18 protein-coding genes and 1 pseudogene are annotated in these 16754 nt (G+C 36.3%); 5 read left to right on the top strand and 14 right to left on the bottom strand.

Annotated features, from left to right (window positions below):
• Window positions 1-69: 69 nt before the first annotated feature.
• Together GI584_RS24030 and GI584_RS24025 are read right to left on the bottom strand one after the other, a co-directional pair.
• A complete protein-coding gene (locus GI584_RS24030; RefSeq protein WP_228552422.1) occupies window positions 70-399 on the bottom strand; it encodes a winged helix-turn-helix transcriptional regulator in 330 nt (109 codons plus the stop codon).
• Window positions 400-426: 27 nt separating this feature from the next.
• Window positions 427-756, bottom strand: a pseudogene (locus GI584_RS24025) (winged helix-turn-helix transcriptional regulator); the annotation flags it as partial.
• 197 nt (window positions 757-953) lie between these two features.
• On the opposite strand from GI584_RS24025, the gene hxlA reads away from it, so the two are divergent.
• Window positions 954-1586 carry a 3-hexulose-6-phosphate synthase gene (hxlA, locus tag GI584_RS10025; RefSeq protein WP_153791148.1) on the top strand — a complete coding sequence of 211 codons (633 nt, stop codon included), beginning with the start codon at window positions 954-956 and terminating at the stop codon, window positions 1584-1586.
• 4 nt (window positions 1587-1590) lie between these two features.
• Entirely contained in the window at window positions 1591-2151 is a 561-nt protein-coding gene (hxlB, locus tag GI584_RS10020; RefSeq protein ID WP_100360825.1) for a 6-phospho-3-hexuloisomerase, read from the top strand.
• 163 nt (window positions 2152-2314) lie between these two features.
• Here hxlB and GI584_RS10015 read toward each other — a convergent pair whose 3' ends face one another.
• The 10 genes from GI584_RS10015 to GI584_RS09970 all read right to left on the bottom strand — a co-directional run bounded on the left by GI584_RS10015 (window position 2315) and on the right by GI584_RS09970 (window position 10267).
• Window positions 2315-2761 (bottom strand): hypothetical protein, encoded by a 447-nt coding sequence (locus GI584_RS10015; RefSeq protein WP_228552387.1) that lies wholly within the window; start codon window positions 2759-2761, stop codon window positions 2315-2317.
• 190 nt (window positions 2762-2951) lie between these two features.
• Window positions 2952-3578 carry a DUF421 domain-containing protein gene (locus tag GI584_RS10010; RefSeq protein WP_153791147.1) on the bottom strand — a complete coding sequence of 209 codons (627 nt, stop codon included), beginning with the start codon at window positions 3576-3578 and terminating at the stop codon, window positions 2952-2954.
• A 103-nt stretch (window positions 3579-3681) separates the two neighbouring features.
• Complete coding sequence (locus tag GI584_RS10005) at window positions 3682-4428, bottom strand: CPBP family intramembrane glutamic endopeptidase (protein WP_100360827.1); 747 nt, start codon at window positions 4426-4428, stop codon at window positions 3682-3684.
• Window positions 4429-4620: 192 nt separating this feature from the next.
• A complete protein-coding gene (gene deoC / locus GI584_RS10000; protein WP_407647416.1) occupies window positions 4621-5286 on the bottom strand; it encodes a deoxyribose-phosphate aldolase in 666 nt (221 codons plus the stop codon).
• A 21-nt stretch (window positions 5287-5307) separates the two neighbouring features.
• Window positions 5308-5712: a cytidine deaminase gene (locus tag GI584_RS09995; protein WP_100360829.1), complete on the bottom strand. Its 405-nt coding sequence runs from the start codon at window positions 5710-5712 to the stop codon at window positions 5308-5310.
• 18 nt (window positions 5713-5730) lie between these two features.
• Window positions 5731-6543: a purine-nucleoside phosphorylase gene (locus GI584_RS09990; protein WP_153791145.1), complete on the bottom strand. Its 813-nt coding sequence runs from the start codon at window positions 6541-6543 to the stop codon at window positions 5731-5733.
• A gap of 15 nt (window positions 6544-6558) precedes the next feature.
• Window positions 6559-7737: a phosphopentomutase gene (gene deoB, locus GI584_RS09985; protein WP_153791144.1), complete on the bottom strand. Its 1179-nt coding sequence runs from the start codon at window positions 7735-7737 to the stop codon at window positions 6559-6561.
• A gap of 25 nt (window positions 7738-7762) precedes the next feature.
• Complete coding sequence (locus tag GI584_RS09980) at window positions 7763-7927, bottom strand: XapX domain-containing protein (RefSeq protein WP_100360832.1); 165 nt, start codon at window positions 7925-7927, stop codon at window positions 7763-7765.
• Window positions 7928-8019: 92 nt separating this feature from the next.
• A complete protein-coding gene (locus GI584_RS09975) occupies window positions 8020-9321 on the bottom strand; it encodes a pyrimidine-nucleoside phosphorylase (RefSeq protein WP_153791143.1) in 1302 nt (433 codons plus the stop codon).
• Window positions 9322-9541: 220 nt separating this feature from the next.
• Entirely contained in the window at window positions 9542-10267 is a 726-nt protein-coding gene (locus tag GI584_RS09970; protein ID WP_153791142.1) for a GntR family transcriptional regulator, read from the bottom strand.
• Between the two features lie 227 nt (window positions 10268-10494).
• On the opposite strand from GI584_RS09970, the gene htpG reads away from it, so the two are divergent.
• The 3 genes from htpG (at window position 10495) to GI584_RS23830 (ending at window position 14906) form a co-directional block, all read left to right on the top strand.
• The gene (htpG, locus tag GI584_RS09965; protein ID WP_153791141.1) at window positions 10495-12375 is read left to right on the top strand and encodes a molecular chaperone HtpG; all 1881 of its coding nucleotides are present in this window, start codon (window positions 10495-10497) and stop codon (window positions 12373-12375) included.
• Window positions 12376-12774: 399 nt separating this feature from the next.
• A complete protein-coding gene (locus GI584_RS09960; protein ID WP_100360836.1) occupies window positions 12775-14709 on the top strand; it encodes an aconitate hydratase in 1935 nt (644 codons plus the stop codon).
• 20 nt (window positions 14710-14729) lie between these two features.
• Window positions 14730-14906: a hypothetical protein gene (locus GI584_RS23830; protein ID WP_194842176.1), complete on the top strand. Its 177-nt coding sequence runs from the start codon at window positions 14730-14732 to the stop codon at window positions 14904-14906.
• Window positions 14907-15147: 241 nt separating this feature from the next.
• On the opposite strand, the gene GI584_RS09955 is transcribed toward GI584_RS23830, so the two are convergent.
• Both GI584_RS09955 and GI584_RS09950 read right to left on the bottom strand, forming a co-directional pair.
• The gene (locus tag GI584_RS09955) at window positions 15148-16191 is read right to left on the bottom strand and encodes a lactonase family protein (RefSeq protein WP_153791140.1); all 1044 of its coding nucleotides are present in this window, start codon (window positions 16189-16191) and stop codon (window positions 15148-15150) included.
• A 269-nt stretch (window positions 16192-16460) separates the two neighbouring features.
• Entirely contained in the window at window positions 16461-16718 is a 258-nt protein-coding gene (locus tag GI584_RS09950) for a hypothetical protein (protein WP_100360838.1), read from the bottom strand.
• Window positions 16719-16754: the final 36 nt, after the last annotated feature.

Genomic DNA, 16754 nt, shown 5'->3' with positions numbered 1-16754 from the left:
CTCCTATTCAAACAGGTTGGCCCTACAAAAATCCTCCGAAATCCATACATTGCCCTTATTTCACCAAAATTAGTGGGAAGACTTAAGTTTCTGATCGTGTTGTTTCATATAACTCCTTCCCCAATCTTCTAACATATGTAAAATAGGGAGTAGACTTTTCCCTTTGTCCGTCAAGGAATATTCTACCTTTGGAGGTATAACAGGATATACTTCTCGGTGGATTAAACCATTTTTCTCCAGTTCCCTCAACTTGTTCGTTAACATTTTTTGAGTAACGCTAGGAATTAATTTTCTAAGCTCTCCAAAACGGTTAGTACCTTGTAAACCTAAATGACACAAGATAATTAGCTTCCATTTTCCCTCTATCACAGACAAAGTTAGCGTTTTTTCATAATAAATACCATAATTTTCTTGTAACTCTTGTTTTAGATTTTCCTTACCCCATTTATAAAACAACTCTAAAATAGGTAGCAAGCTCTTTCCTTGATTTGTTAAGGAGTATTCTACTTTCGGTGGGGCAACACGATATACTTTTCGATAAACAATGTTATTACCTTCTAATTCTCTCAGCTGATTTGTTAACATCTGCTGTGTAATGTTAGGAATTAATTCTCGTAATTCTCCAAATCTTTTGGTCCCTTTTAAACCTAAATGACATAAAATAGTTATTTTCCATTTTCCTTCTATAACAGACAATGTTAATTCTTTTTCAGGATAGAAATTTTCCATTTTTTTAAGATCCAACCCCTTTCTCATCCGTTAGTCTATTTTTAGATACTATATCAAAAAAAAGTGCCTACTTACAGAAATATGATTTAGTCTATATAATTGACTACGTAATAACCGCTTAGCAATTAGTGGGTTCATCTTAAAGCAGAGATGTTAGTAAGTTATTAAAACGCGGTACCATTAATTCTGCTATTGTTAAATACTTAATAAGGAGACTTGATCAAATGGAATTACAATTAGCGCTAGATCTTGTTAACATTCCGGAAGCAAAAGAATTAATTAAAGAAGTTGAGAATCAGATTGATATTGTAGAAATTGGCACACCTATTATTAAGATAGAAGGACTTAAAGCTGTAAAGGAAATAAAAGATACCTTCCCTAATTTACAAGTACTTGCTGACTTAAAAACGATGGACGCTGCAGCTTATGAAGTGTTAAAAGCCTCTGAGGCAAGAGCTGACATTGTTACTATTCTAGGAGTGGCGGAAGATGAATCCATCAAAGGCGCTGTAGAAGAAGCAAAAAAACAAGGAAAGAAAGTATTGGTTGATTTAATCGCTGTGAAGGACATTGAAACAAGAGCAAAAGAGTTGGATGCACTTGGTGTAGATTACATTTGTGTTCATACGGGGTATGATTTGCAGGCAGTCGGAAAGAACTCTCTTGAAGATCTTCTAAAGATTAAACAAGTTGTTAAAAATGCTAAAACCGCAATTGCAGGTGGTATTAAATTAGAAACACTTCCAGAGGTTGTCAAAGCCCAACCTGATTTAGTTATTGTCGGTGGAGGAATTGCTAATCAGGAAGATAAGCAGGCTGTTGCAGCAAAAATGCAAGAAATGATAAAACAAGGATAATTTTATGAATACTACACAATATTTAAAGGAAATTATTGCTGAACTGTCGCACTCTGTAGACCTAATCGACAAGCAGGAAGCGGAGGAACTAGTAAACAAAATTTCCGACTCTAAGAAGGTCTTCGTTGGAGGTGCTGGTAGATCAGGCTTTATGGCTAAATCGTTTGCTATGCGCATGATGCATATGGGAATTGATGCCTATACAATTAATGAAACGGTGACACCTAGCTTTGAAAAAGACGATATCTTAATCATTGCCACTGGATCAGGTGAGACTAAAAGTCTTGTAACACTTGCTGAAAAAGCTAAAGATATCGGCGGCAAAATAGCAGTCGTTACTTTATCACCTGAGTCCACTGTTGGAAAGCTTGCTGATTTCATCATTAAGTTACCAGGAGCACCTAAAGACCAAAAAACAGGTACTGATTATAAAACAATCCAACCTATGGGATCACTGTTTGAGCAAACTTCCTTACTATTCTATGATGCAGTTATTTTAAGATTCATGGATAAAAAAGGTTTAGATACGAATAAAATGTATGGAAGACACGCTAATCTGGAATAGATATGTAATTAATGAAAAGAAGTTAAAAATGTATCGTCAATATTTTTAGCTTCTTTTTCATTACATATTAACTTTATGCTATTTTCTAATAGCAACAGTGTTTTTCGGACCAATAAGAATAGCCGCCATGCCTATTATTCCATAAAGTATAAACACAGTGGCATTAGTCCCATATTCCAACTAACAATCCAGCAAGTAATGAACCCAATTCTTGCCCTACTGCCAAAAGTAAAAATGGAATGCCAATACCTAATGATGCATTCGTAATAAATACACGGATTCCCCAGACAAGAAGAATTCCAGTCCAGAATATATAGGAACAACCAAAAATTCCAGCCGATAAGTAAGACATTAACCAATTTCCAGGTGTGAAAGGTAGAATAATTGATGCTAAAGCAATTGATAAACTTCCCAATTTATATGCTAAAGACAGTCCCCACTTTTCAACTAGAGAACCGAAAAAACCTCCTAGCACACCAAATAGTCCTATGATGACCCAAAATCCGGAAAGCTGCCAATCACTGTACTCAGCAGCCACTTCAATAAAAGATCTGGAAAATGTCCAAAAGGCCGCTGTAGAAATCCCCAATATAAGAGATGCCCAAATCAAGCTCTGTACGAATCCTTGTTAAATTATCCCTTTTTGTTAATAGGAATGAACGAAAATATATCGGTATTCATATAACACATAAAAAATAAGAAGATTGTTTAGATGAAAATGATATCAAGTCTACTTTATACTATTAATAAAACTTTTGTAGGACCTACTATTGAAAGGAATGGTCCTACAAAGAATCGTTTTAATCTAAATGTTTGGGAGGAGGAGTTTGATGTTGCTTATCTGCTACTTCCTGAAATAGATTATCTTGTTCTTTTGGATTTTGCGTATAATTATCCGTATTCTTTTGCAAAGCATTTATGGCCGTTTGAAGTTGCTTTAATTGATTATTAACTTGTTGAAAATCACCTTTTGTCATCGGTTGAGCATCAGATTTTAACAAATAACCTAACTGCCCATTTGGTTCTATTGTTGCCCATTCAACATCACTAATTTTAGCTACATTTTGTTGACGTAATAACATTTCCAGTAAATCTACTGTTAAACGGTATTTCTTAAGGTTTTTTTCAACTAGTTGTCCATTTTCAATTAATATAGCTGATTTTCCTGTAATGAAACTTTCAACTTTATCCGATTTAAGTTGAAAGTACTCCAATGCAATCAATGTAAGAATCAAAATGGCACCGACTCCAAATGTTACCCATATATTCTTACCAGATACCGGCTGAATGAGTAATGAACCAATCCCTATCATCAGGACGGTTTGTCCTAATGACATTTGAGATATCGACTTTCTGCCAGCTACACGAAGGAGTAGCGTTCCAATTACTATGATTAAAACAGCTTTCCAAATCCAATCAAATTCCACAAGTAACACCCTTTCAGCTTATGTTTTTATCCTATATCTCCTGGGTGATATTCCTATTCTTTCTTAGGATGGCTTGTGTATGATGGATTATGTATATTTATACTTATATAATTTCCAACATCGCTAACATTCCCGTTATGGCATACAAATTCCAAATAATATGAAGCATAATTGGCACTACTAATGACTTGGTAAGACGATATAATCCAACAAAAATCATCCCCATAATCATTGCAGACAGAAAATGTCCTGGATGTAATGCGCCAAAAATCACGGCAGACACAATTAGACCTATCCAAAATGAATATTTAACATCTAAAAATTTATGTGCTAATCCTCTAAACATAATTTCTTCTTTAATCGGAGTTAATAATGTAAAGGTAAAGTAGAACAATAAAATATTAAACCAATGGTCTGACAAACTTTCTAAACCAAAGGTATCAATTTGGCTCCCACCTTCTTCCCACTTGAACACATTGAGAATCAGAAATTGAACAATATAATTAGAAATCAATGCTAATAAAAGATATAAATATGTTTTCCCCTTTTTTAATGGTTTCAATGAGAATGCCGATTTAAGAAAATTTCGCACCTTCTTAAATAATAAAAGAGCAATCACAAATCCAAGAGCATCTAGGATTAACGTATAATGACTTTGCATCAATAGATTTGTGTAATATCCTTCCATCCCTCCATCTAATATAATTGCCACAATCCCTAATATAAAACCTATTACAAGCACAAAACCAAGGTAAGATAAGAAAAAGCCGATTATCCCACCCCAACCAAATTTAAGATTTTCTTTCCTAGCATTTCTCTCATTTTCTTTGTTAAGAGCGGTTTCATCCATTTTAAGCTCCCCTTTAAACATTTTCGGTAGTTACTTTACGATTAATGTACTTATAAGGTTTCAACATTGATGTCATTCACTATTTCTTAGTTGTCGACTTAGGTTATTTATGAATCGCAAGAGGTGTTTTAATTTCTATCAACTAAAAATGGATACAGCACTCATTAATGCTGTATCCTCGCCTCTTATATATTAATAATCACTATTACTTTCTTCGCCTTTTACAATAGCAACACTTGCGCTTGCACCGATTCTGGATGCCCCGGCATCAATCATTGCTTGTGTAGTCTCTAAGTCGCGGACACCACCTGAAGCTTTGACACCGATATTTGATCCGACAGTTTTACGCATTAATGCGATATCTTCTACTGTAGCTCCTCCTGTGGAGAAACCTGTTGATGTTTTGACATAATCAGCACCTGCTACAACTGCTAATTGACAAGCTGTTTCTTTTTCTTCATCTGTTAGTAAGCATGTTTCAATAATCACTTTTACTAATGCTTTTCCAGATGCAGCTTGTACAACTGCTTCGATATCTTTTTGTACTACCTCATGTTTTCCATCTTTTAAAGCAGCGATATTAATTACCATGTCAACTTCTGTTGCACCTTTCTCGATGGTGTATTTGGCTTCAAAGGCTTTTACAGCAGAGGTCGTAGCACCTAATGGGAAACCAATCACAGTACAAACTGCTACATCGGTTCCTTTTAATAATTCTTTCGCATAACTAACCCAAGTCGGATTGACACAAACGGAGAAAAAACCGTATTCTTTCGCTTCATTACACAAAGTCTCGATTTGTTCATTTGTTGTGTCTGGTTTTAATGCAGTATGATCAATTTTATTTGCTAAGGTCATGTTCAATCTCATCCTCCTTATTTATTTAGCATTGGACATATCGTCGGCAATAAATGCGCCGGGTAATAACTCTTTAACTGTTGTTTCCTCCACATCTTCCTGTAGGTTGGTTAAGATTACTTTCATATTTGGATCGCATAGCTCTGCCAGAACCTGACGGCATGCCCCACATGGTGATACAGGACGATCTGTATCTGCAACAACTGCCATCATTTCGAAGTTTTTGGATCCTGTTGCATATGCGTGAAATAATGCTGTTCTTTCGCCACAATTACACATGGAATAAGCTGCATTTTCGATATTACAACCGTGAAAAATATTGCCTTTATCGTCCAATAATGCCGCACCTACTTTAAATTTGGAATACGGTACATATGCTTTTTCGCGTGCTTTTTTAGCTTCTTCTATTAACTGTTTTTTCATCATCGTTCCTCCTCTTTTATGTTAACCAATATCTTGTATTAGTTGTTTAACAAATTGTAAAAAGGATTCTCGAACTTTTTCCGTTGTTTCAATAACTTCATCATGTGTCAAAGGTTGATCTAAGATTCCTGCAGCCATATTCGAGATGCAAGAAACACCAACACATTTGATGCCGGCATGACGAGCAACGGTTACTTCAGGTACAGTCGACATACCCACGGCATCTCCACCGATTGTATCTAACATGCGGATTTCTGCTGGAGTCTCATAGCTTGGACCGGTATTCCAAACATAAACACCTTCTTTTAATGTAATATTCAGTTTTTCAGCTGCTTGTTTGGCTACTTGTTGTAATTTACGATCATAAGCAGTCGACATATCAGGGAATCGAACTCCGTGCTCACTGACGTTTTCTCCAATTAGCGGATTTTGTCCGGTATTGTTAATATGATCCGTAATTAACATTAAATTACCTGGTTCTAAAGAGCGATTAACACCTCCTGCAGCATTGGTTACTAATAACTTATCAATGCCTAATTCTTTCATTACACGGACAGGAAATGTTACTGCATCTAAGCCATAACCTTCATAGTAGTGAAAACGGCCCTGCATCGCAATAACATCGATACCTTGCAGTTTTCCGATCACCAATTGCCCTGCATGGCCTTCTACAGTTGATACCGGGAACCCAGGAATGTCTTCATATTTAATTTTAGTTGGATTTTCTATTTCATCTGCAAGCATGCCTAAGCCTGATCCCAAAATCAAACCGATTTTAGGTTGGGTTTTAATTTTGTCTTTTAGATAAGTAGTTGCATCTGCTAACTGGTTCATCTGAACAGCCTCCTCTTAATCAATCTCTTTTAGAAAACTTTTCCCGTTTGATGGTAATGTTACACCAAAATTGTCTGCAATGGTAGCACCAATATCGGCAAATGTATTTCTTATTTCTAATTGTTTACCATTAGTAATATGATTATGACGGACTAGAAGCGGTACATATTCTCTTGTATGATCTGTCCCATGATGTACTGGGTCATTACCGTGATCCGCTGTGATGATGAGAAGATCATCTTCTTGCAATTTATCTAGCATTTCCGGTAAACGTTGATCAAATGCTTCCAATGCTTCGCCATATCCCTGTGGATCACGACGATGTCCATACTTTGCATCAAAATCAACAAGGTTGAGGAAATTCAATCCGTGGAAATCTTTATCCATAGATTGGATGAATTTCTCCATGCCATCAGCATTATCCTTCGTGCGAATTGCTTCTGTTACACCTTCCCCATCATAAATATCAGATATTTTCCCTAATGCAATCACATCGTAATCGGTATCCGCTAAATCGTTCATCACAGTTCTTCCAAAAGGCTTTAAAGCATAATCATGACGATTAGATGTACGCTCAAAAGCACCAGGCTCACCGACAAACGGACGAGCAATTACTCGACCGACCATATATGTTTCATTTTTCGTTAAATCACGGGCAATCTTACAGATTTTGTATTGCTCTTCAATCGGAATAATCTCTTCATGTGCAGCAATTTGTAAAACAGAGTCAGCTGACGTGTAAACAATTAGATTTCCTGATCTCATATGTTCTTCGCCAAGTTCTTCGATAATTTCAGTGCCGGAAGCTGGTTTATTACCGATAATTTTCCGTCCTGTCTTCTCTTCCAATTGTTGAACTAAATCATCAGGAAACCCATCAGGGAAGGCTTGAAAAGGCTGTTCAATATGCAAACCCATGATTTCCCAGTGCCCTGTCATCGTATCCTTCCCGTTTGATGCCTCTTGCATTTTCGTATAATGTGCTGTCGGTTGCTCCGCTTTTTCGATACCATTTATTTCTCGAATATTACTCAATCCTAATTTTCCGATATTAGGCATATTTAAACCGTTCATATGCTCTGCAATGTGACCTAATGTATCCGCACCTTTGTCATTAAATTGAGTTGCATCCGGTGCTTCTCCAATCCCTACAGAATCTAATACTATTAAAAATACACGTTTAAATGAGTTCAATGATAATCTTCCTCTCTATAACCTTTTAGAACAATGTCTTGATCCAATCAGCAATCTGTCCTCCGAAATAAACACCAAAAATACCTACTATTCCTGCAAGTACTGGCGGTGCTGGTAATGGTAATTTCATAAATTTAAATGCGATGCCGATCATGATCCCAGCCAGTAAGCTTAGTAAAAGTTCTTTCATGATGTTTCACTCCTATTTTATATCTTCCGAAGTAGGATGTCCAACCTCTTGTGATTGCATAGAGATCTTATATTTCCTAAAAGGGCAACTTTTTATTGAATAATATCGTAGATTAACTTATTATTTGTTGTTTTTTCAGGATTTATCGTATAGGCTTGGATGATTTTTTCTTCCACTTCTGTGATTTCTTCCTGATTACTATATACTTTAACCAGTGTCTCACCTTCTGATACTTGATCACCGATTTTTTTCTCTAATACGACACCGACAGCTAAGTCAATCTCTGATTCTTTAGTTAAACGTCCAGCACCGAGCATACTAGCAGCAATTCCGATTTCATCCGCTATAATTTCATTGACTATACCGGATTGTGTTGCTCTGATATCCACTACATACTTTGCTTGTGGCAATTTATCCGGTTCATCTACAACAGACGTATCGCCGCCTTGTGATGCCACAAATGTTTTGAATTTCTCAATTGCTTTACCTGAATGAATAGCATCTTCTAATTTTTGTCTTGCCTCTTCAATGGAACTGGCTTGTTTCGCTAAATATACCATTTGACTTCCTAGTGTTAAGCATAATTCGTATAAATCTTCAGGTCCGTTTCCTCTTAAGGTTTCCATCGCTTCTTTTATTTCAAGTGCATTGCCAACAGCGTATCCCAATGGTTGATTCATATCCGAAATAACCGCAATTGTTTCACGTCCTGCTCCATTTCCGATATCCACCATCGCTTTTGCAAGTTCTTTCGCATCATCCAGATTTTTCATAAATGCACCGGAACCAGTTTTAACATCTAGTACGATAGCATCTGCACCAGAAGCAATTTTTTTACTCATAATAGAACTAGCTATTAAAGGAATGGAATTAACAGTTGCCGTAACATCTCGTAATCCATAAAGCTTTTTATCTGCAGGTGTCAAGTTCCCACTTTGACCTACTACAGCTACTTTTTGTTCATTGACAAGCTTATTAAATTTCTCTGCTGTTAATTCAACTTGAAAACCTTTAATTGATTCTAACTTGTCGATTGTTCCACCTGTATGGCCAAGACCTCTTCCTGACATTTTGGCAACTGGAACACCTACTGATGCTACTAGTGGTGCCAGAATAAGAGTAGTGGTATCCCCTACTCCGCCTGTTGAATGTTTATCAACTTTAATGCCTTCTATATCTGATAAATCAACCTGATCACCGGATTCCACCATCGCCATAGTAAGATCAACACGTTCTTCTGTTGTCATTCCTTGAAAATAAAGTGTCATAGCCATAGCTGACATTTGGTAGTCAGGTATTTCTTCTTTTGTATAACTTGCGATCATAAAATCGATTTCATTTTTTGTTAAGGTTTCACCGTCTCGTTTTTTAGCGATTAAATCGACCATTCTCATTATATTGACTCTCCCTTTCTGAAATAAAATAATCTGTCACAGACGAATTATGTAAGAATTGTTCGCTTACTCGTTCTAATTGATAGGACGTCCAACAACCTATTGCTATTAAAAAGAATCCTTGTCTATGGATTCGGATTCATTATATAGGTAAGACGTCCAACGAGTCAATGTATATTTTTAACACTACATAAAAACCATCCTTAGCAGATGGTTTTCTTTAAAATATTCGTTTTCGAATGACACTGAAGCTTACTTGATCAGCTCGGAAAAAGTTTAAAGAATATAAGATTGGTTGATCATCTGTATCATAATGAATCTGTTTTAAAATTAATAAGGGCTGATCTGGTTCAGAAGCTAATATATTAGATATTTCTTCATGATAACCGATTGTTTTGATATCAGCCTTTGCATAGCTGATTGTAATCCCCTTTTTCTCTTGAAAAGAATATAACATCGATTCTTCTTCAAAGTGGTAGTCCTCTCCTATTAAGGAAACCGGGACCTTGTCAATACAATAAACCAATGGCTCCTCATCAGCTGTCCTTACACGCTTTACTAAGTAAACTCGGTCATCCTCTTGTAAGTTTAGTTCTTGCTTATCTTCACTGACAGCATCTACTATACCTTGAAATAGTAAATTTGTCCCAGGCTCCTTACCTTCTCTTTTTATAAAGTCAGTAATACTGAATAATTCTTCAATTCCTCCAGAAAATGCCGGTTTTTTATTAACAAAAGTTCCAATTCCATGTTTACGAATAATAATATTTTCTTCTTCTAATATTCGAAGTGCTTCTCTTAACGTATTCCGTGAGACATTTAACTGTTTAGCAAACTCCATCTCTGATGGTAATCGTTCGCCTGGCTCTAATTCTCCATCATTTATTTTCGTTTTAATTTCTTCAATCACGTGAACATAACGTGGCGATTGATAATCAAAGGCCATGTTGACTTCCCCCTTTACTAACCGAACAACATTTCTCATAAATACATCATATCACAATTAATAAATAAAATACCGTTTCATTTTTAAAATAAGCGATTGTTCACAAGAAGTCAAACCGCTTTTGCGCTTGACACTGTAGGTGTTTTGTGATAATTATTATGTGTTAGCACTCAGTAAACAGGAGTGCTAAAATACATAAAACAAGCAATATAAGGAGGAGATTAACAATGGAAACAAAACAATTTCAGGCTGAGTCGAAGCGATTGCTTGAAATGATGGTACATTCTATCTATTCACAAAAGGAAATCTTTTTACGTGAACTTATTTCCAATGCTAGTGACGCGATCGATAAGATCTACTATAAAGCTTTAACAGATGACAGTATTTCTTTTAACAAAGATGATTATTATATTCGCATGGAAACAGATAAAAATAATCGTACTTTGACTGTTAAAGATACTGGTATTGGGATGACAAAAGAAGAATTAGAAGAAAACCTAGGTACAATTGCCAAAAGTGGTTCTCTCGCTTTCAAAAATGAAGTGGAAATGAAAGACGGTCAGGAAATCATTGGTCAATTCGGGGTTGGATTCTATTCTTCATTTATGGTTGCGGACAAAGTAACTGTTTATACTCGTTCACTTCACAGTGATGAAGGCTACAAATGGGAGTCTGATGGCGAAGAAGGCTATACAATAGAACCGTATGATAAACAAGAAGTTGGAACAGAAATTATTATCCATCTTAAAGAAAATGCAGAAGAAGAAAACTTCGATGAATACCTTGAAGAATATAAATTGAAATCTATCATTAAAAAATATTCTGATTTTATCCGTTATCCTATTAAAATGGAGGTTACCGAACAGAAACCGAAAGAGGATAATGAAGAAGAATTAGTGGACGTCATCGAAGATCAAACTATTAACAGCATGGTGCCAATCTGGCGCAAAAATAAACAAGAACTAAGTGACGAAGATTACGAAAGCTTTTATCAGGAAAAACATTTCGGATTTGATAAGCCATTAAGTCATCTTCACATCAGTGTAGATGGTATGGTTAGATTCCAATCCATTCTTTATATTCCTGAACAATTACCTTTTAACTATTACTCACAAGATTTTGAAAAAGGACTAGAGCTTTATTCCAATGGCGTCCTCATCATGGATAAATGTGCAGATCTTTTGCCAGACCATTTCAGCTTTATCCGTGGAATAGTCGATTCTGAAGATCTTTCACTGAACATTTCCAGAGAAATTTTACAACAAGACCGCCAAGTGAAATTAATCGCGAAAAACATTGAGAAAAAGGTTAAAAATCATTTACAAAGCATGCTGAAAAACGATCGTGAAAAATATGAGAAATTTTATAATGCTTTTGGTCGTCAAATTAAATACGGCGTCTATTCTGACTTCGGTGCCAATAAAGATAAATTAAAAGATTTATTACTTTTCTATTCTTCGAGTGAGCAAAAACTTGTTGCCCTAAAAGAATATATAGAACGCATGCCAGAAGATCAGGAGCATATTTATTATGCTACTGGTGAATCGCATGATCGAATTGAGAAATTACCACAAACAGAATTAGTCAAAGATAAGGGCTATGAAATTCTTTATTTCACAGATGAAGTCGATGAATTTGCCATTAAGATGTTGATGAGCTATGACGACAAGGAATTCAAAAATGTTTCAAGTGGTGACCTTGATTTAGAAGATGAAGAAACGAAAAAAGAAGCTGAGAAGCAAAAAGAGGAATATAAAGAACTATTAGCTGAAATGAAAGAAATGCTTGGCAATAAAGTAAAGGATGTCAAACTTTCTACACGTCTAAAAACTCATCCTGTCTGCTTATCAGCTGAAGGTGATGTTTCGATTGAAATGGAAAAGGTGTTAAAACAAATGCCTGATAATCAAAACATTGAAGCAAACAAAGTCTTAGAAATCAACAATAAGCATGAGATTTTCCAAGCCTTAGTACATGCTCATGAATCGGATAAAGATAAAGTAAAACTATATACCAATATTCTGTATAACCAGGCATTACTTATTGAAGGTTTACCTATCGAAGACCCCGTAGCATTAACAAACGATATGTGTAAAGTAATGGTATAACTTGTCTCTCATACAACTTCCGTTAAAAACGTCGCAGTTATCACAAACTGCGACGTTTTTTTGTAGGAATTAGTTTCGTCCACTTTTTTCAAGAGTGAGGGGTAATCAGAAATTAATCTCCAAGATTTTCTTCTTTCATCAATCAGAACCCCCACACCAGCGAAGTATCTTGCTACAGCGAATGCCACAGCACTCATCTCTAATTCAGAATTAGAAGCACAAAATTTATCTCATCCATCTATTTTTGCTGCCAACTAGTCTATTCATATAATTGAAAGCGGGAGGGAACTTCTTACTGCTTTTTTATCGTAGAAAGTTTATAAACGATTAAAATGTGTAATATTAACTGTAAGGTATATTCTAAATATGTCGGATTAAAATTTTAGGAGGACAAATGAGATGAAACAAAATGTCGCTCAAAAATTAATTAGTAAGCATATGGTCTCCGGGGAAATGCAACCAGGTAAAGAAATTGGTCTGAAAATTGACCAAACTTTAACGCAAGATGCTACGGGTACTATGGTCATGCTTGAGCTGGAAGCTATGGGGATAGATCGTGTGAAAACAGAAGCATCTGCACAATACGTAGATCATAATTTAATTCAAGAGGATTTCCGTAATGCGGATGATCATCTATTTTTACGAAGTGCAGCACGTAAATTCGGTATTTATTACAGCCGACCAGGCAACGGGGTAAGTCATCCTGTCCATATGCAACAGCTTGCCAAGCCAGGTAAAACATTACTTGGCTCTGATAGTCATACATGTGCAAATGGTTGTATGGGAATGCTTGCCATGGGTGCAGGTGGTATTGATGTTGCGATGGCAATGGCTGGAGAACCCTACTATGTAAAAATGCCAAAAGTAATGGGAGTAAAATTAACGGGGAAACTGCCAGAATGGGTTAGTGCTAAGGATGTCATTCTTGAATTGTTGCGCCGTCATGATGTCAAAGGTGGCGTTGGTAAAATCATTGAGTATTACGGACCCGGTGTGAAAAATTTATCTGCAATGGACCGACATGTTATTGCTAATATGGGAGCTGAACTTGGAGCAACAGCTACTGTCTTTCCATCAGATAAAGAAATCAAGAACTTTTTAAGACAGCAGGGTCGAGAAGCGGATTGGATTGAATTAAAAGCAGATCGTGGTGCTAAATATGATGAAGAAGAAAATATTGAGCTTTCTACATTAGAACCTTTGATAGCTAAACCCTCCAGTCCAGGAAATGTCGTTCCTGTCTCAGAAGTAGAAGAAGAAACAATATACCAATCCTATATTGGATCATCAGCAAATCCAGGTTATCGGGATTTCGCCATTGCGAGCGAAATAGTAAAAGGAAAACAAATCGCATCAGGAATTTCCTTTGATATTAACCCCACATCACGACAATTACTGGAGCAGCTGGTTGAAAATGGCCATATAGCCAACCTGCTATCTGCAGGCGCTCGTATGCATCAAGCTGGCTGTAATGGTTGTATTGGAATGGGGCAAGCGCCTGCAACTGGAAGAAACAGTTTACGTACTACGCCGCGGAACTTTCCCGGCAGATCAGGCACAAGAGAAGATAGTGTTTTCTTATGCAGCCCTGAAACAGCAGCAGCTTCTGCTTTAACTGGCAAAATTACTGACCCACGGACATTAGATATGAAATACCCGAGAATACAAGAACCGAAGAAATTCACTACGGAAGGAATGCTGGAAGCACCACCAACAAATACTGACGTGGAATTAGAAAAAGGACCAAATATTACGACGATCCCAGATTTTGAACCAATTAAAAACAACTTTGACTTACCAATTTTATTAAAAATGACTGACAATATTTCCACTGACGAGATCTTAGCTGGTGGTTCCAGAGTATTGCCTTATCGCAGTAATATTCAAAAAATAAGTACGTTTGCCTTTGAAATTGTTGATGAAGATTATTATGAAAATGCAATGAAAAAACGGGATAATGGTGGCCATGTTCTTGTTGCTGGTGTGAATTATGGACAAGGTTCAAGCCGTGAGCATGCCGCCCTCGCACCAAGATACCTAGGATTAAAGGTGGTACTGGTTAAAGATTTCGCTCGTATTCACTTACAAAACCTAATTAACTTTGGTATTCTTCCGTTAACATTTGTTAATGAAACGGACTATGATTATCTGTCACAGGATGACATATTGGAATTCCGTGATATACATGAAACCATTCAGGTTACAGATACGTTTGACATTAAGTTGAAAGGAACAGATCGTAACATTCCAGTACGACATGACTTAACGAAACGTCATATCGATATTATTTTACAAGGTGGTATTATCAACTGGATTAAGCAAAAACAAAAATAATACGGAAAGGAAGTAGAGCGATGGGTTCACAACATATGAAGTGTAAAGCTTGTGAAGGTACAGGGTTATTAATGGATGATGAAGAATGGCGTTATACTTGCTCCATATGTCATGGTGATGGCTTTATTTCACGCTATGAATCAAAGGAAAATATGGAGTTAATTGATGTAGATATCAATAACCGGACGATTGAATAAATTGATACTTAATTCTCTTAGCCAGTATAGAAACAATCTCTATAAAGTGAGACTTCGCTCAGTGGGGATTATTTGTCCGCCATTGAGGGTTAGCAAAACTTATCAGGATGTTAACTCACCTGATCCCCATTCTTCTCGATTTACTTGAACCTTGAAGTGGGGTTTTACGGACGATTAGTACCATGATAAAACATTTTCATCCATATAAAAGGCCACTCCATATAAAGTGGCCTTTTTCTATTTAATAATTTAAAAATTTAACGCAGACGGCCTCTGGGGCTTTTACGTCTTTTTGTAGAAGAGTAAGCGTTCCTTTTTCTTGATCTCTTTCGAATAATACCAATGTGCCGGTTTCTTGATTGGTTGCTACAATGAATTGTTCAGTAGGATCTAGTATAAAGTCACGTGGCCAATCTCCTTCTGTATATGTCCAATCAACAAATTCTACCATATGATCCGCTTTAACACGATAAATCGCAATCGAGTTATGACCTCTGTTTCCCGCATAAACAAACTTTCCATCTGAAGAAAGATGAATCGCACTGCCTTGGCTATTCTCGTTAAAGTCTTCTGGGAGTGTGGAAATATACTGCACTTCTTCAAAAGTACCTTCTTGTTCATGATATTTAAGCACAACCACTTCATTACTAAGCTCTGTCATCACATATGCATATTGACCATCAGGATGGAAGGCAATATGACGCGGGCCGCTTCCAGGCTTTACGGTTAATACACTTACTTCTTGTAAAACATCTCCATCAGGACGATAGGTTGTTATGGTATCACTACCTAAGTCAACCACAACTGCATATTGTTCGTCTGGCGTATATCCTGCAAAATGAAGATGGGGTTTTTCTTGACGCTCATGCGGACCGTTCCCCTCATGCTCGACAGATTTTGGTGGTTGTAATGATCCATCTTCTTTAGTTAAATACGCCTCCACTTGCTTCGTATGATAATTTGCTGAAACGATTAAATTATTTTTGTTGTCTACACTCACATGACAAGGAGCAGAACCATCAGTCGCTTGGCTGTTTATTTTTTCTAATGATCCACTTTCATCTGTAATGTTATAAGCAGTAATTCCTCCTTGATCGCCTTCTTTTGAAACAGCATATACATATTGATTGTTTTTGCTAACAGTTAAGTAAGTGGGATTATCAAGTTTTGCAGCAACTTCTACATTCGTTATTTTTTTCTCTACTGTGTCCAAGGTGAACCGATAAATTCCTTGGCTTTCTTTTTTCGTATATGACCCAATATAACCTATGTATTGTTTCCCCATTATCAAAAATCCTTTCTTTTATGCAAAATTTTCACTCTTTTTATTATAGCAAACATCAAACGTGAAAGAAAACTTGGCGGGTAGCCAAGTTTTCCAATTATCATATCGTTCTATTTCTTCGCATTTGATAATATGCATATGCTCCAATACCAATAGAAGCAAGCATTGGCAACATTCTTGTTCCTCTTCTCATGTGTATCCCTCCATTCGTTTGGGTACACCTATATTCTTTACGTTTTGCTCATTTCTAACCAGCATTATTGTAGGTTTTACTGGAATTTGCTGCCGACAAAAAGAAAAAATAAAATAAATAAACCGATGGTAAAAGGTAAGGCACCAATTAGACTGAGACTCATCCCATTATAGCCGCCTACTACTTCGTTACCAATTAAATAAATAACTACACCAACTGCGCAACTTAAAAATCCCCACCAATAGGCAAGTTTTTTCCATAAACTGTAGACCACACCAATTACAAATAAGCATAAAAATATCCAAGGTAAGACAACATATATAATATAACTCATGAAATTCATCCTTTGATTAACAGTACTAATCCCATT

The sequence above is a fragment of the Gracilibacillus salitolerans genome (assembly GCF_009650095.1).
GTDB lineage: Bacteria > Bacillota > Bacilli > Bacillales > Amphibacillaceae > Gracilibacillus > Gracilibacillus salitolerans.
Note: the sequence above shows the minus strand (reverse complement) of the source record. Positions and strands in the feature narration are given on the sequence as shown.

Bases quoted from the DNA above. Each gene is read 5' to 3' on its own strand.
- hxlA (WP_153791148.1), top strand. From the start codon at position 954: ATGGAATTACAATTAGCGCTAGATCTTGTTAACATTCCGGAAGCAAAA.
- hxlB (WP_100360825.1), top strand. From the start codon at position 1,591: ATGAATACTACACAATATTTAAAGGAAATTATTGCTGAACTGTCGCAC.
- GI584_RS10005 (WP_100360827.1), bottom strand. From the start codon at position 4,428: ATGGATGAAACCGCTCTTAACAAAGAAAATGAGAGAAATGCTAGGAAA.
- deoC (WP_407647416.1), bottom strand. From the start codon at position 5,286: ATGACCTTAGCAAATAAAATTGATCATACTGCATTAAAACCAGACACA.
- GI584_RS09995 (WP_100360829.1), bottom strand. From the start codon at position 5,712: ATGATGAAAAAACAGTTAATAGAAGAAGCTAAAAAAGCACGCGAAAAA.
- GI584_RS09990 (WP_153791145.1), bottom strand. From the start codon at position 6,543: ATGAACCAGTTAGCAGATGCAACTACTTATCTAAAAGACAAAATTAAA.
- GI584_RS09980 (WP_100360832.1), bottom strand. From the start codon at position 7,927: ATGAAAGAACTTTTACTAAGCTTACTGGCTGGGATCATGATCGGCATC.
- GI584_RS09975 (WP_153791143.1), bottom strand. From the start codon at position 9,321: ATGAGAATGGTCGATTTAATCGCTAAAAAACGAGACGGTGAAACCTTA.
- GI584_RS09970 (WP_153791142.1), bottom strand. From the start codon at position 10,267: ATGGCCTTTGATTATCAATCGCCACGTTATGTTCACGTGATTGAAGAA.
- htpG (WP_153791141.1), top strand. From the start codon at position 10,495: ATGGAAACAAAACAATTTCAGGCTGAGTCGAAGCGATTGCTTGAAATG.
- GI584_RS09960 (WP_100360836.1), top strand. From the start codon at position 12,775: ATGAAACAAAATGTCGCTCAAAAATTAATTAGTAAGCATATGGTCTCC.
- GI584_RS23830 (WP_194842176.1), top strand. From the start codon at position 14,730: ATGGGTTCACAACATATGAAGTGTAAAGCTTGTGAAGGTACAGGGTTA.
- GI584_RS09955 (WP_153791140.1), bottom strand. From the start codon at position 16,191: ATGGGGAAACAATACATAGGTTATATTGGGTCATATACGAAAAAAGAA.
- GI584_RS09950 (WP_100360838.1), bottom strand. From the start codon at position 16,718: ATGAGTTATATTATATATGTTGTCTTACCTTGGATATTTTTATGCTTA.